Below are 15,586 nucleotides of genomic sequence, written 5' to 3'. Positions count from 1 at the left end.
AACCGTTTTCTATTCTGCCGCGAAAATGATGATAAGCGGGCGTGCAAGCTCTGGCTGTGTAATTACTTGGTTCACTCATGGCGATGGATCGGTCCGTCGCCGGGATGGCGCCAGCAAAACAGTCACATTATTGACTTCCGTCAAACAGGGGCGACCAGCCGCGCATTCGTACCTAGCTCGATATTTGATCGATCGCGGCGAGGGCGGGCTTGTGGTGCCCGAAGCGCCGGTTGCTGGTGTCGATACTTCGGCGAAGAGTGCAAGTCGGGATCGCGGTCGGGCGCGTTCGATGATCCGCCTGCTCCCGCCGGAGCGGGGTGCAGCGTCAGGCCCTGGCGCTCGACGCATGCGGCTTCGTCGGTTTCGGGCACGCGTATCGACTTCGAGTTTCGTTCGGTCGGACTCCATCCGGGCGAGCGGAATGCAGCGCGAGATTTCGCCCCTTTTTCTCGCGCTGCAACGACTTTCCGGAATGGCTCGTCCGGACGGGTCCGTGTTGCGGCATCCGTCCTCGCATGTCGCCCGCTCGCGTCCATTCGTCGCGTCCATCGGCACGGGGACACGCGATCATCGGGGCGCTCGGCCCGCATCCTTTTCCAATGAGGTAACTTTGTCAGATCATCTCCTCGCTTCGTCTGCCCGGTTTCGATTCCGGAAGTCGCGCAATGCCGCCCTGGTTCGTCACCTGGCCTGGGCATTGGGTACGTTCGGTGCGGTGCTGGCCGCCCAGCCCGCCTTCGCGCAGCAGGGCGTTCCCTCGACGGTCGATCCGAACCGGGTCGGCGGCAATCTGGAGGCGGCGCCGGAGTTGAAGCCCGCTCCCAGACTCGTCATCGGGCAAGGCGAACAGCAGGCGGCGCCCGCCGATGCGGGTAAATTGCGCTTCGTGTGGCGCGATGTCCGGATCGAGGGCGCCCAGTCGATCCCGGTTGCCGAAATCCTGAAGGAATGGAAGCACGCGCCGGGCGAGGAAGTCTCGGTCGAAGACGTCTTCAGCTTCGCGAACGCGATCACGCGGCTTTACAGCCGTAAAGGCTATGCCCTGTCCTTCGCGGTCGTGCCCGAGCAGCGGATCGAAGACGGCAATGTCGTGATCCGCGTCGTCGAAGGCTTCGTGGACCATGTCGAGTTCGTAGGCGAGCCCCTGCCCAAGGGGTTACTGGACACCGGGCCCGTCGCGGGCATTGCCGATCGGATCAAGGCGTCCAGGCCGCTGCGCACGGCCGATCTCGAACGCTATCTTCTCCTCATCAACGATGTGCCCGGCGTCCGCGCGCGCGCCACCCTGTCGCCTTCCAAGGACGTGATCGGCGGCTCGGTCCTGACCATCGAGATCGCGCGGATGCGCCGCGGCATGGATGTCGGCTATAACAGCTATCTGCCGCGTTCGCTGGGGACGCATGTCGTCGGGGGTACGGTCGATTTCAACGGCGTGCTGACCGGCGGCGACCGGGTGCGCCTGGGCGCGTTCAAGAGCGTCACGGACGACGCCTTCTGGAACCTGTCCGGCGATTACAGCTCCATGATCGGCCCCGATGGCCTGACCCTGAACCTGTCGGGTGGCTATTCGCATACGCGTCCGGTCACCCCGTTGCTGCGCCTGCTCGATTATCAGGGTGATACGGCCACGGCGCGGGTTTCGCTGGCCTATCCGATCATCCGCTCGCGCAACCGCAATCTGGGGATCGAGGTGGGGACGGGGCTGGCCAATTCCGACTCCCAGTTGCTGGGCGCGGGCGAGATGCGCGATCGGCTGCGTTCGGCCACGGCGGCTCTCAACTATAGCGAGACGAACAGCCAGCAGGCCGTGACGCAGTTGCGACTGGGCGTCGAGACGGGCCTGACCTGGTTCGATGCCCGGGCCAACAGCCGCGCCAATGGTCGGCTCGACTATATGCTGGTGACGATGGAGGTTCAGCGCCTCCAGCCGCTTTTCGCCCTGGCGGGCGGGCAGGTGTCGGCGTTGGTCGCCACGCAGGGCCAGGCGGCCGCGCGCGGCCCCCTCTACAGCGCGGCGGAGTGCAGCCTGGGCGGCCGCCGTTTCGGCCGACGCTTTGATGCCGGTGTGCTGGTCGGCGACCATTGCGTGCTGAGCAGTGCGGAACTGCGCTGGAGCACGGGCGGCGCGGTCGATGGCGTGTCGTTCGGGACACAACTCTACGGCTTCATCGACGGGGGTCGCATCTGGCAGGCGGGTGCACTGCTTCCCCAGGAGCGTCGCAGCGCCTCGGCCGCATCGGCGGGTCTCGGGCTTCGGCTCAGCCTGACCGACCATATTTCGGGTGGGATCGAGGCGAGCCGGATCGTCCGGGCGCCGACGGGCAGCCCGCTCGACCATGGTGGCCGGTTGGTCGGCAATATCGGCTTCCGCTTCTGATCCCGCCCGGCCGGGATCGGCCGGACGCGACCAGAGGCATATGAAAAACACGGGGTGAAGAAGTGATGACGAACAGGGGCAAGCGTTGGTATTGCGGCACGAGCGGCGTCGCGTTGACCGTTGCGGCGGGGATGCTGCTGCACACCGCATCCGCGCAGGCGCAGACCGTCGGCGGAACGGTCGTAGCCGGTCAGGCGACGATCACCGGACAGGGAACGGCACAGACCGTCGTCAACCAGACCAGCGACCGGGCGATCCTCGACTGGAACCGCTTCTCCCTGAATGCGGGCGACGCGGCGATCTTCCGCCAGCCCGATGCGAAGTCCATCACGGTCAACCGCGTGACCGGCAGCGATCCGTCCACGATCCTCGGTTCGATCCAGGCCAATGGCCAGGTCGTGCTGATCAACCGCAACGGCGTGCTGTTCGGCAAGGGCTCGACCGTCGATACGGCCGGGCTGATCGTCACCTCGCACGACATCGATGCGGCGGGCTTCATGGCCGGGGACCGCGTGCTGCGCTTCAACGATGGCGGCAATGATGCCGCGGAAATCGTCGTCGAGGGGCGGATTTCCATCCGTGACGCCGGCATGGCGGCCTTCGTCGCCCCGCGCGTGCGCAATGCCGGGCTGATCCAGGCCGATATGGGCCGTATCTCGCTGGGCGCGGGCAAGGGCTTCGGTATCGACCTTTATGGCGACGGACTGGTGCGTTTCAGCGCGGGCGACGCGATCGGCGAAACCCTGAAAGATGCGTCCGGCACGCCGCTCAAGGCGCTGGTCGAGAATGAGGGCACGATCGCGGCCCGGGGTGGCCGGATCCTGCTGACCGCCACCGCTGCGCGCGAGGTGGTCAATGCCTCGGTCAATGTCGGCGGCGTCGTGCGTGCGGATTCCGCCTCCTCCCAGGGCGGCGTGATCACGTTGAGCGGCTCGGGCGGCATCGTCACCGAAACGGGGTCGATGATCTTGGCGACCGGGACCAGTGGCGGTACGGTCGCGGTCGAAGGGGGAGCGGTCGCCCTGGGCGGCGGGATCGACGCCTCCGCCACCGGCTTGCGCCAGACGGGCGGCACCATCACCGTCAACAGCGGCGGGTTGCTGTCGCTGGGCGGAACGACGCGCGCGGCGAGCGCGCTGGGGTCGGGCGGTAGCGTCGGCTATAGCGCGGCTCGGCTGTTCGAGAACAGCGACGGGCACACGGATGTCTCGGGGCTGATCGACGGCGGCGCGATCCGTTCCGTGATCGGCGGCACCGCCATGGCCTCGGGTCAGTATAGGGCGGCCGGTGTCTATGGCGCGGGCGGGCGCATCGACCTGACCGCGATGGACCTGCGCCTGTTGAGCACGACGATCTCGGCGACGGGGCGGCAGCGGGGCGGCCTGGTCCGCATCGGTGGCGCGTTCCAGGGCGGCAAGGCCACGGATCCGTCCAAGCCCTATGCGCAGAGCTTCACCGGGCGCTGGGGCACCCTGCCGACGCTGGCCGCCGCCGGGCACAGCTTCGTCAATGACGGGACGCGGATCGACGTGTCGGCGAGCCGTGGTGACGGCGGCACGGCGGTGATCTGGTCCGATGCGCAGACCACCTTCCTCGGCGCGATCGATGCGCGCGGGGGCGCTGCCGACGGGTCGGTCGAGATTTCCTCCGCACAGGACCTGCGCCACGCCGCGCTGGACCGGGTGACCGTGGGGAAGGGGCAGTTGCTGCTCGACCCGAAGAATTTGATCATTGGTGATCCGGTCGTGAGCCAGTCCTGGGCTTACATCGGTATTTTCGGCAAGGGATATAACCCTAACGTCAGTAATCTGGATGTTGGAGATTATTTCGGATCATCAGTTGCAATGAACGCGGACGGCACGAGAATGGCCGTTGGTGCATTAGCAGATACCAATTCGGGAAATACAGGTTACTTCAACGGAGCTGTTTATCTATTTAGTTTTGCGGACTCCAATCTTGGCGGAGGCTCGCTGCAAGCTATTATTGGCAGCGGATATACCGGCGGAAAGAATATAAATTATGCTATAAGAACTATGGAAAACTTTGGTGGTGGCGTATCGCTGAGCGCAAATGCGACCCAGTTGGCAGTAGGGGCCAGTGGGGATCGAAGTGTGGCGGGTAACGCCCTGAACTACGGCGCCGTTTACCTTTTTCGTTTTTCGGACACCAATTTTTCTGGAAATCCGACGCCTAAGAAAATGGGGCTAGGTTATTCCGGAAACGACATAAATGTGGCCGGTATTGGCAACGGTGAGCTATTCGGGACATCGGTGGCTTTGAACGCTGCTGGCGATAGGCTCGCTGTGGGGGCGGTCGGAGATAAAGGAACGAGCGGAAACGCCACCTATGGGGGTGTTTATTTATTTAGCTTCACCGATTCTGCATTTAACGGTGCGTCGCTCGATGCAATGATCGGTCGCGGGTACACCGGCGCAAAAGACATAGATATCGGTCAAGCGGCTGGGACTGCTTTTGGTTCATCGGTAGCATTAAACGGAGCGGGTGATCGGCTCGCGGTTGGCGCTTATTCCTCTCCTTCTGCTATCAATGCGAGTAAATATACCGGGGCAGTATTCCTGTATTCTTTCACTGATAGAAACTTCAGCGGCGGTTCGCTGACGGCATCTATTGGTGATGGTTACACTGGGCCGAATGATATAAATGTCGCATTGGACGCGAATGATTATTTCGGATTCTCTGTTGCTCTAAATTCCGATGGTAAGAAACTCGCGATTGGGGCGGTATTTGATGACGGTGACAATAACCAATACAATAATTCAGGAGCTGTGCGAACATTTTCCTTTGCCGATCAGAACTTCTCTGGGGGGAGATTGGGTACAGTAATTGGAACTGGATACTCGGGGGCGCAAGGAATCTCTCTTCCAGGTGCCCAGGATAATTCCGTATTTGGATATGGTGTAGCATTTAACGCTTCGGGCGACAGGTTGGCCATAGGATCACCTCGGGGCAAAGGAGCGAATAGCCCTAGCTCATACGGCACAGTTGCCATGCTGTACGCAAATGATACCACGTCGTCGGGCAGTTGGTCGTCGCCGACCTACGGTAGCAATCCGTCCGACACCGTGACGGTCAGCGCTACCGATCTGGCGGCGCAACTCGCCAGCGGTACGGCGGTCACGCTGCAGGCCTCGAACGATATCACGGTCAGTCGGCCTGTGTCCGTGACCGCGGGCTCCTTGCCTGTTGGCGCGCTGACGCTGCAAGCGGGTCGGTCGGTCCTGATCAATGCGGACATCGCCACCGCCGGTGGCGGAGTGACGGTGATCGCCAACGACTGGCTCTCCAATGGCGTGGTCGATGCGCAGCGCGATTCCGGTGCGGCGGCCATTGCCATGGCGTCCGGTTCGACGATCAATGCCGGCACCGGCGACGCCGTGTTCGAACTGCGGAGCGGTACCGACAAGACATATTATGCCAGCAGCGATATCTCGCTCTCGTCCATTACCGCCGGTCGCATCAGTGTGATCAACGGCGGGCCGACCCAGGGGAATGGTGTCGTGCTCCTGTCGGGAGCGGTGCTGACGGCGGGGGCGTCGGGCGAGGCGATCACCATCGTGGGTGACAGATTCGTCAACACCGCAGGGGCCGGTGCCCTGGTCACGCCAGCCGGTTCCTGGTCGATCTGGTCGGGCACCCCGAACAACGACGAGATCGGCGGTCTGAACTTCGCGTTCAAGCAATATGGCGCGACTTACGGGCAGAGCAGCATCGCGGGGACCGGAAACGGCCTGATGTATCGACGCACGGCGGCGATCGGGGCGAGCCTGGGAGCGACGTCGAAAGCCTATGACGGGACGACGACGGCGCGGGTCAACGGGCTGGTCGCCACGGGCGTATTGTCGGGCGACAGGGTCATCCTGGACGCGACGGGCGCGTCCTTCTCGGATGCGAACGCCGGGTCGGGCAAGACGGTCACCGCCACGGGGCTGTCGATCCTGAGTGCGTCGGCGGGTGGCAAGCCGGTATATGGCTACACGCTGACACCGACGTCGGTGACGAATTCGGCCAGCATCATCTCGCCGGCCATCCTCTTGATCGGCGCTCCGTCGATCGCGGACAAGGTCTATGACGGCACGACGACCCCGGGTGTGCTGAGTATCGGTACGGTCTCCGGCTTTGTGGGCACGGAGACGGTCGACGTCGCGGGTGTCGCGGCGGCGCTGTCGAGCCGCAATGCCGGGAACTACACGACGACCGTCTCATATACGCTGTCGGACGGCACCAATGGCGGTCTGGCATCCAACTACACGCTCGCGCCCTCGACGGTTTCGGCCGTCGTCACGCCCAGGGCGCTGACCGTCTCCAGCCTGTCGGTGACCCCCAAGGTCTATGACGGATCGACGAGCGCGATCGTCACCGGCGGAGTCGTGACGGGCGTTCTTGGGAACGATGACGTGACGAGGGGCAACATCAACGGTGAGTTCGTCGACAAGAATGTGGGCACCGGAAAGGCGGTGACGCTCTCCAGCTTCACGCTGACGGGCGCCGACGCTGCCAACTATACGCTGGCGCAGCCGACCGGGCTGACGGGGACGATCACGACCCGCGAGCTTTCGTTGGTTGGTCGATTGCTGGTCAACGACAAGGCCTATGACGGGACGACGGCAGCGTCGATCGACACGCGCTTCCTGACGATCGGCAACGGGGTGTCGGGCGATGCGGTCGCGTTGGATTACACCGGCGCCACGGCCAGCTTTGCGGACAAGGATGTCGGCACGGGCAAGACGGTGACGCTCAGCACCGCGGGCGCGCTGACTGGCGCGGATGCAGGCAACTATGTCCTGGTCGCATCGGCACCGACGGCGACCGCGAGCATCACGCCGGGCATTCTGTCGATCGGCGCTCCGTCGATCGCGGACAAGGCGTATGACGGTACGACGGCCCCGGGTGCGCTGAGCATCGGCGCGCTGTCGGGCCTGGTGGGTGCGGAGACACTCGACGTGACGGGTGTCGCAACTGCACTGTCGAACCGTAATGTCGGCACCTATACGACGAGCGTGGCTTATACGCTGGCGGACGGCGCCAATGGCGGCGTGGCGAGCAACTATGTCCTCGCACCTTCGAACGGCGTGTCGGCGGCCATTGTCGCCAAGGGTTTGACGATCGCCGATATGCTGGTGGCGACGCGGACCTATGACGGCACGACCGCCGCGTCCTTCCGTGGCGGCCGCCTGGTCGGCGTGGTATCGGGAGAGGATGTCCGGATCGAGGCTGGCGTCGGCCGGTTCGCGGACAAGAATGTCGGCGCGGACAAGGCCGTTACCGCATCGGGCTTTGCACTGTGGGGCGGCGATGCCGGCAACTACACGCTGGCACAGCCGAGCGGGCTGACCGGCACGATCACCGCCCGGCAGCTTTCGCTGACCGGACAGTTGGTCGCAGGCGACAAGCGCTATGACGGCACCACCGGCGCATCGGTCGACACCACTGGCCTGACGCTCGTCAATGGCGTTTCGGGCGATGCGGTGGCGCTGGATTATACCGGTGCGACCGCCAGTTTCGCCGATAAGGATGTCGGTGCGGGCAAGACGGTGACGCTCAGCACGGCTGGCGCGCTGACCGGGGCGGATGCGGGCAATTACCTGTTCGTGGCAACGGCGCCGACAGCAACGGCAAGCATCACCCCGGCGATTCTGTCGATCGGCACGCCGTCGATCGCGGACAAGGCGTATGACGGCACGACGGCGGCGGGTGTGCTGAGCATAGGTGCGCTTTCGGGCCTGGTGGGTACGGAAACCCTCGGCGTCGAAGGTGTCGCGGCGGCGCTGTCGGGCCGCAATGTCGGCAGCTATATGACGAGCGTGGCCTATACGCTGTCGGACGGCGCCAATGGCGGCCTGGCCTCCAACTACGTGCTGGCGCCTTCGAGCGGCGTATCGGCGGCCATTGTCGCCAAGGCACTGACGATCGCCGACATGCGGGTAGCAACCCGGACCTATGACGGTACGACCGCTGCATCCTTCCGTGGTGGCCGTCTGGTCGGCGCGGTATCGGGAGAGGATGTCCGGATCGAGGCTGGCGTCGGCCAGTTCGCGGACAAGAATGTCGGCGCGGACAAGGCCGTTACCGCGTCGGGCTTCGCACTGTGGGGCGGCGATGCGGGCAACTATATGCTGGCCCAGCCGACCGGCCTGACCGGGACGATCACCGCTTTGTCGGTGACGCTCGGCGGGACGTTGCTGGCGCGCGACAAGGTCTATGATGCCGGAACCGCCGCCCTGGTCGATACCAGCGGGTTGTCGCTGACCGGTATCCTGGCCAGTGATACGGTCGCGTTGAATTACGCGGGAGCGACCGGCAGCTTTGCCGACAAGAATGTCGGTACCAGCAAGACGGTGACGCTCAGCAGCCTGGGCGCGCTCACCGGGGCGGATGCGGGCAATTATCGCATCGCCGGATCGGCACCGACGGCGACCGCCAGCATCACGCCCGCTACGCTGCGGATCAGCAACCTGACCGTGGGGAGCAAGGCCTATGACGGGAACACGGTGGCGCCGATGCTCGGCGGCAGCGTTGCCGGGATCGGGCAGGATTCGGTGGCGCTCGTCACGTCGGGCGTGAACGCGCGGTTCGCGGACAAGAATGTCGGCACCGGCAAGGCGGTGACGGTGACCGGCTATACCTTGTCGGGCGTCGATGCGGGCAATTACACACTCGTCCAGCCGACCGGCCTGGCGGGAGCGATCACGCGCCGCGACAACGTCGCCTGGACCGGGGGCGGTGACGGCAAGAGCTGGTTCGACGCCGCCAACTGGACTGGCGGAGCGATCCCGGACTTGGCCAACGTCGCGAGCGTCTGGCTGCCGACCAGCGTGAGGGTCACGTTCCAGGGCACCGATACGGTGTTCATCGATCGGCTGACCGGCACGCCGGATGCCGACCGGGTTTCCAACGCGACGGATGCGGCCCTCGAAATGCTGCAGGGACGCCTGGTCGTCGCGAACCAGCTGAGCATCGATACGCTTGTCCAACGTGGCGGCGAGTTGAGCGGGACGGGTTCTATCGGCATCGCGGACGGCCTGATGCAGACGGGCGGCAGCATCGCGATGGCCGGCGACGTGACGGTCCGGCAGGGGGCGGGCGATATGGTGATCCGGAACCTGTCCGGCCGCGATATCGCCCTCTATGGACAGCAAGGCGTCCAGGCCGGCACGCTCGTGACGCAGCGTGACCTGACGATCGTGACCGGTGGCGATGCCGTGCTGACCGGGCCGACGTCCGTGGGGCGCAATATGTCCGTGACGGCCGGGACCAGTGGTGTCGGTTCGATCAGCCAGTCCGGGCCGATCCAGGCCGGTGGGTACGCGACCTTCACGGCCGCGGGGGACATCGCGCTCACCGGCCAGGGCAACCGGTTCGACGGATCGCTGTCCTGCGCCTCGCAAGGGGGCGCCCTGTCCGGCTCATGCGCGGTCGTCGAACGCCGGCGTTCGGATGACCGCCTCACGCGCTTCGCGGCGACGACATCGGCATCCGGCGGCAGCCCGGGCGATGTCCGTGAGGCGATGAGCAAGGTCGCTCGGGTCGATGCGATCGAGCAGCGGATGCCGATCGTGACGCTGGCCGAAGTCGTTGGTGACATGTCCCTGAACGATCGACGTGACACCACCTACATCACCGCGATGTTTGGCGGATCGGAAGGAGATGTTGCCTACAAGCAGCTGAATCCGAAGATCAATCTCGGCAGCTCGGTCTATTATGTCGGGAACTGAACAGCGACGGTCAATCCCGCGCAGCAGGTCGTTTTCACCGACCTGCTGAAATGGAACGGCGCAGCAAGTTGTCGCCCATTTGGCGAATGACTTGCTGCGTCCTCTAACGTCGAGGGTGGCGTGATCGAGATAGAAGTATCACGATCATGATCGACGCATTGGTGTCCCGACTGCCGATGTTCCCGGCTGAAGTCCCGAATTTGGCCGCGCCTTCCGCGCTGCGATGCGAATTGCTTTGGACAAGGATGATCGCATGGGGTTCGGAAGGTCTGCGGCGGCGGATCGATGCCGCTAACCCCGCGGCGAGGGTTCTTGGGAGTGGTTGATCCCAACCTCGTGTCACGGTCGTTACATCTCGCACGGCGCGGCCTTCACGGGGCTGCAAAGGCATTCCGCTGCCCGGAACGTGCCAAATGGTCCAGGCCGGTATCTTGCCGATTTCCTTCGACTTGCATTCGTGGCGTACAGAATTTGGCCGCGCGTGGCTCGGCGAGCCGCCGATCCGACAGCCGAGCGACAAGCTATCGCGCGGCGGCATCTCCTCCCGGAAATGGTTCCAGACCCAATGAATGGGCCCACATCCAAGGATCGAAATAAAATAGCGATTCCATCACTAAAGGGCGGCGTTTTTGATTTCGATCAAACGAGATTAACCAGATCAGGCGCGGCAAATGGTTAAAAAATAGCTTGTTCGCCCGAATCACTACGCCCGACGATATGTCACGGCAAAATGGGTCTGAAAGAACGCGGAATCCGTCCGATATTATCGGAAAACAGTTCTAGAAAACAAAAGCATCGTGGTCGCGGATCATCGGGGTCATCAGCGCCAAAAAACAAAAGAAAGTCTGCTATTTAATGTATTTAAAGGCAATTTAACCATCAGACCATGACTTCGTAAGTAGATGGCAGAAACCGAAGAACAATATCCATTTGGCAAAAAAATTTCTGGTTAAAAACCATCATGTTGTAGGTTGTCGAAAGGATAATTGCGAAACGTATCCGGAACGGTTGCTTGTCGATTTTCATGATCTTGGCTAAAGTATCACGATGTTCAGCGTCTCATGTCGCTGCGATACTGGGTCCTGCCATGGCGAAATTGGTGTCATCGAAGAGGTGCGAGTTTTCATCGCTTTCGGCATGGCTGATAGGTCGCTGGCAAAGGGCGTGCGGCGAGCATGGGGAGCTGGGTCGCCTCACTTTTCGCATCGAAAACTTCTACTGTTTTTTGTTGGTGCTCGGGTTTCAAGTCTTGGGCAAGTTGCGGGGTGCGTTCGTTCGCGAACTTACTGAAATCGTCGTCGACACTGGGTCGATAAGGGGCGTTTCCGGTGATGTATTCGGCACGCTTTTGGGGAATGGCGCGTCGCAACTCGGTCCGCGAGATACCCGCTTGGCCGAAGGGGGGTGGCGTCAAGCTTCTTCTTCGCGGGTGGAAATGTCGATCGGATCGGTTTGCTGCGGGGGCGGCGTCGGCGGCGGTTGGGGGCGAGGGCAATGGATAGGAAGGCGTGGCTCGCTTCGCCCCTCCAAGACCATCGAGGCGGGGAGGATGGCAAGGCGTTGGGGAGCGTTTTCAGGGGGGGCGCCGGACCGCTTGGCATAACGATCGTGCTCGATGCCGAAGAGGCTGCATGTGATGTCAAAGCCGCATCCAGGCCGTGCATCGAACGGCGGTCGAGCGGTCGCACTGGGGGGTGTGTTGGTTGTGGGCGATATTCTTTATCGTGGGTCTATCCCACCATGTGAGGGCGTTCCTGCGGCGGTGACGGAGCCGCGCCATGCGGGAGCGCTTTCGCCCGGATTTGATGGTCGGTTCGATGCGTATGTCTCGCTGACCGAGCGATCCCCGCCTGGCGACCGGTCTCCATCTCGAGCTGCGAGAGTCGAGCGAGCTGAAATTTACGATGCGATGCTTCGCAAGATGGCTAGAAGAATAGCCTAGGAAATCCATATATTTCCAGTTTTTTAGAACGTTAATCCGGTCCTAATAGTGGCTGGGATGTGGTTGTCTTGCATCTTAACTGCTTAAATTTATTGAAATTAACTATAACGTGTAAAAATTGACTCAAGCTTTACCTTTATTTGCCATAAGGGAAGCATTATCCCGTCAAATAGCCAGTCGATTGATTCGGTGACGGCGGTCTGGGCGGTTAATAGACCGCAAATCTCGTTAATCTGGTGGTTGAGGATGATGCTTGTTCAATTTCTGATGGCGCTGATCCAAGATTAAACCGGGAAATTCAGTGTCTTGAATTGGTGTTTGCGTCGCATGGATTTGCGTCTGCAAAGAAGAATATTTGCAGAATGAGGCTGAGAGATTCAAAAAATGAGCAACCTATTGATGGCAGCCCTCCTCATGGCCTCCCCGGTTCAAGCCGCGGCTCCGGCCGCGTCGGCCCCCGCGCCGACGGTGGATCGCTTCGGTGACTGGTCGCTGGTGTGTGCGGTTCGCGAAGGGCTGCCCCCGTGTGAGGTGGTCCAGGCGGTTCGGCGCAAGGATGATGGCGACAAACTTCTGCGCTTTTCCTTTGCTTATGCGGGCAAGGACGATCGCTACGGTGTGCAGTACCAGGTTCCGCTCGGGGTATTCGTCCAGCCCGAGGCGCTGGTTCGCCTCGACGACAAGACGGATGTCCCAGGCTATCGCATAACCCGCTGCGAGGCGGACGGGTGCTATATCGACCGTGTCGTCAGCCGGGCCGATCTCGAACCATTCTTCAAGGCGCAGAAGGGGCTGATCGCGGTTGCTGACAAGACCGGCCAGGCCCTGGTCCTGCCGCTGTCGTTGAACGGCTTCGCGGATGCCATGAAGGCGATGACCGAACGGAATGAGGCGTGGGCGCGCAAGCAGCCCGTCACGGCTCCCGCAACACCCGGCCAGCCCGCGAAGGCCAAGGGTCAAAAGCGGTGACCATTTCCAAACTGATCTTCCAGTTCCTGCTTGCCGGGACGGCCTTGTCCTGGTGCGGACAGGCGTCGGCGCAGACCGCCGTCGAGCGGAACCTTCCGCCCGTGCCCAAGGCCCCGGCTCCCCAGGCCGAGATACAGGATGCGCTTCCGGCGGACGCCGACAGCACGCCGATCGGGCCGGCGCTGCGGGCGGTGGTGCTGCTGAACCAGGGCGAAGCGCTGCGCGATACGGCGTCGTTGCCTGACGGGGTTTTCATCTCGGACGTTCCCTCGGTCGATCGGGCGTCCGCCACGGCGGCGCTCAGGAAGTTTCTGGGTCAGCCGCTTTCGCGGCAGTTGATCGCCCGCATCCAGGCCGAGATCGCGCGTCAGTCGCGCGCGCAGGGGCGTCCGTTCGTGTCGCTGAGTGCGCCGGAGCAGGAGATCACCACCGGCGTGCTGCAACTCCGCATGACGGAGTTTCGGATCGGCAGCGTCGAGGTCACGGGTCTCTCGCCCCGGTCTGCGGCGGCGGTCAAGCGGCGCATCCGCGCGCAGATCGACGGTCCGGTCAACAGCCGGGACTTGAGTGAAGATATCGAATGGTTGAACCGCGATCCCTTCACGCCGGTCGCGGCCCAGTTCGCGCCCAGCGCGAAGCCGGGCAAGACCGATCTGACCCTCATATCCCGGCCACCGGCTCCGGTGCGGGCTTATGCGGGCTGGTCGAATACGGGCGCGGAATCGACCGGGCTCGACCGTTTCTTCGTCGGGATGCTCTTCAAGCTGCCGGGGCTGCCAGGGGCTTATGCGTCGTACCAGTTCACCGGCAGCGACGATGCATGGTGGCGCAACTCGGAATTCATCCCCAGGCAACCGCGTTATCGGGCGCAGGGCGGCCGGGTCTATATTCCGACATTGCCGCGCGAGAATGTCGAGCTGACGTTCAGCGATGCGCTGACCAACCAGGTGATCAACAAGGATTTCTCGGTTCGGCAGCGCACGACCGAAGCCGCTATCGCCTATCGCTCGGCCCTGTCGAACCTGGGATTGCCGTCGGGGTCGGGCGATGTCGTCGTCGGTGTCGAGACCAAGCATCAGCATCGCGTGGTGCTGTTCGGCAAGCAGGTCGCGCTCGATGCGACGGCCGACCTCGTGCAGATATTGCTCGGCTGGTCGATGGCGTGGCAGGGCGCAAACGGCAGCCTTTCCACCACGGCGAACCTCCATGTCAGCCCCGGCAATCCCGGTTCGCGGGCGAGCAACCGGCTGGCGGCGTTCACCAACAATCGCACGCCCGACGACCGCTATGGCTATGCCACGATCGACGTGTCCGGCCTGCAACGGTTGCCGCTGGGGCTGGCCTATGTCGGCCAGCTCTCGGTGCAATATGCCGGCAGTGCCCTGCCACTTCCCGCGCAGCTCGGTCTGGGCGGCGAAGGTCTCGTCAGGGGCTACACCCCCGATGAGGGGGGCGTTCGATCGGGGCGCGGTGTTCCGCAACGAATTGCGTCTTCCCGCCATGTCGTTCCCGAGCAGCATGGGGACGCTGTCCCCCTATCTCTTCTTCGACATGGGGCGTGGCGTCGACAACTTCACGCACCGGGGCGCGACCATCGCATCGAGCGGCGTCGGTGGAGACTATCGACTGGGCGACAGGCTGTCGCTCGGCCTGAATTCGGCCTGGGCGATCCGCGACGGTGCGCGGACGCAGGCCGGCGAATGGCGTGCCCAGATACGGACGACCGTCAATTTCTGAAATCAAAGCGAAGGTGGATATTATGAGCACGATTGAACTGGCCGGATCGCAGTATCTCTATGCGAAACCGGAGGCTCTTCATTCGCAGGATCATGCGGAACTGAAATATGTCGACGATGGCCAGCCGCTGGCCAAGGTCGGTGCGGTCAACGCGGTGCCGTTGCTCGTCGGCGAGTTCGTGCAGGCAATGCACTATTTCCCGATCGTCTTCGGTGGCCCGGAAAAGACGCCGATGGCGATCCTGGGCCTGAAGGAAGGGCAGAACCTGTTCCTAAAGGACGGTCGGTTCGAGGCGGGCGTCTATGTCCCGGCTTATCTGCGTCGCTATCCCTTCACGCTGGCCGGCACCGGCACCGACAATTTCGTGGTGTGCATCGACCGCGAGGCCCCCGGCTTCGTCGAAGGCGAGGAGGGGACGCCGCTGTTCGAGGAAGGCGAGCCGACCGACTTCACCAAGAACGCGATCAACTTCCTGAACGAGTTCGAGGCGGAGCGGAAGCGCTCGGCACAGTTCGTCGAGCAGTTGATCGAGGCCGACCTGCTGGAGGTCAAGCACACGCTCGCCCTGAGCGGTGACGGCGAGCAGCGCGAAGTGATCGCGGACTATTACGGCGTGTCCGAGGAGAAGCTGCGAGCGTTGCCCGACGCGCAGCTGGCCGAAATGGTGCGGCAGGGCGTCGTTACCGCAGTCGACGCGCACCTGCTGTCGCTCAAGCAGTGGGATGTCCTGATCGCCCGTCGCGACGCCGTCGCGAAGGAAGACGTCGAGCAGGTCGAGTTCAACAACTAGTTCGATCGCAAGAAGTAAAGCTTTCCGCTTGGCGGCAC

5 protein-coding genes are annotated in these 15,586 nt (G+C 63.0%); all 5 read left to right on the top strand.

Features of this window, described 5'->3' with window-relative positions:
- The first annotated feature begins 697 nt into the window (after nt 1-697).
- The 5 genes from QE379_RS15385 to QE379_RS15365 all read left to right on the top strand — a co-directional run bounded on the left by QE379_RS15385 (nt 698) and on the right by QE379_RS15365 (nt 15,548).
- A complete protein-coding gene (locus QE379_RS15385; protein ID WP_307001842.1) occupies nt 698-2,377 on the top strand; it encodes a ShlB/FhaC/HecB family hemolysin secretion/activation protein in 1,680 nt (559 codons plus the stop codon).
- 65 nt (nt 2,378-2,442) lie between these two features.
- Nucleotides 2,443-10,110 (top strand): YDG domain-containing protein, encoded by a 7,668-nt coding sequence (locus QE379_RS15380; protein ID WP_307001840.1) that lies wholly within the window; start codon nt 2,443-2,445, stop codon nt 10,108-10,110.
- Nucleotides 10,111-12,436: 2,326 nt separating this feature from the next.
- Nucleotides 12,437-13,021, top strand: a complete 585-nt coding sequence (locus tag QE379_RS15375; protein WP_307001837.1) for an invasion associated locus B family protein — start codon at nt 12,437-12,439, stop codon at nt 13,019-13,021.
- Between the two features lie 1,047 nt (nt 13,022-14,068).
- Nucleotides 14,069-14,758: a ShlB/FhaC/HecB family hemolysin secretion/activation protein gene (locus tag QE379_RS19640; RefSeq protein ID WP_373461864.1), complete on the top strand. Its 690-nt coding sequence runs from the start codon at nt 14,069-14,071 to the stop codon at nt 14,756-14,758.
- 22 nt (nt 14,759-14,780) lie between these two features.
- Nucleotides 14,781-15,548, top strand: coding sequence for a SapC family protein (locus QE379_RS15365; RefSeq protein ID WP_307001834.1), 768 nt, complete (start codon nt 14,781-14,783; stop codon nt 15,546-15,548).
- Nucleotides 15,549-15,586 lie beyond the last annotated feature (38 nt).

This window comes from Sphingomonas sp. SORGH_AS_0879 (assembly GCF_030819175.1).
Taxonomy (GTDB): Bacteria; Pseudomonadota; Alphaproteobacteria; order Sphingomonadales; family Sphingomonadaceae; genus Sphingomonas.
Note: the sequence above shows the minus strand (reverse complement) of the source record. Positions and strands in the feature narration are given on the sequence as shown.

Excerpts from the sequence above, each read along its gene's own strand:
- QE379_RS15365 (WP_307001834.1), top strand. The coding sequence starts at position 14,781 with ATGAGCACGATTGAACTGGCCGGATCGCAGTATCTCTATGCGAAACCG.
- QE379_RS19640 (WP_373461864.1), top strand. The coding sequence starts at position 14,069 with ATGTCGTCGTCGGTGTCGAGACCAAGCATCAGCATCGCGTGGTGCTGT.
- QE379_RS15375 (WP_307001837.1), top strand. The coding sequence starts at position 12,437 with ATGAGCAACCTATTGATGGCAGCCCTCCTCATGGCCTCCCCGGTTCAA.
- QE379_RS15380 (WP_307001840.1), top strand. The coding sequence starts at position 2,443 with ATGACGAACAGGGGCAAGCGTTGGTATTGCGGCACGAGCGGCGTCGCG.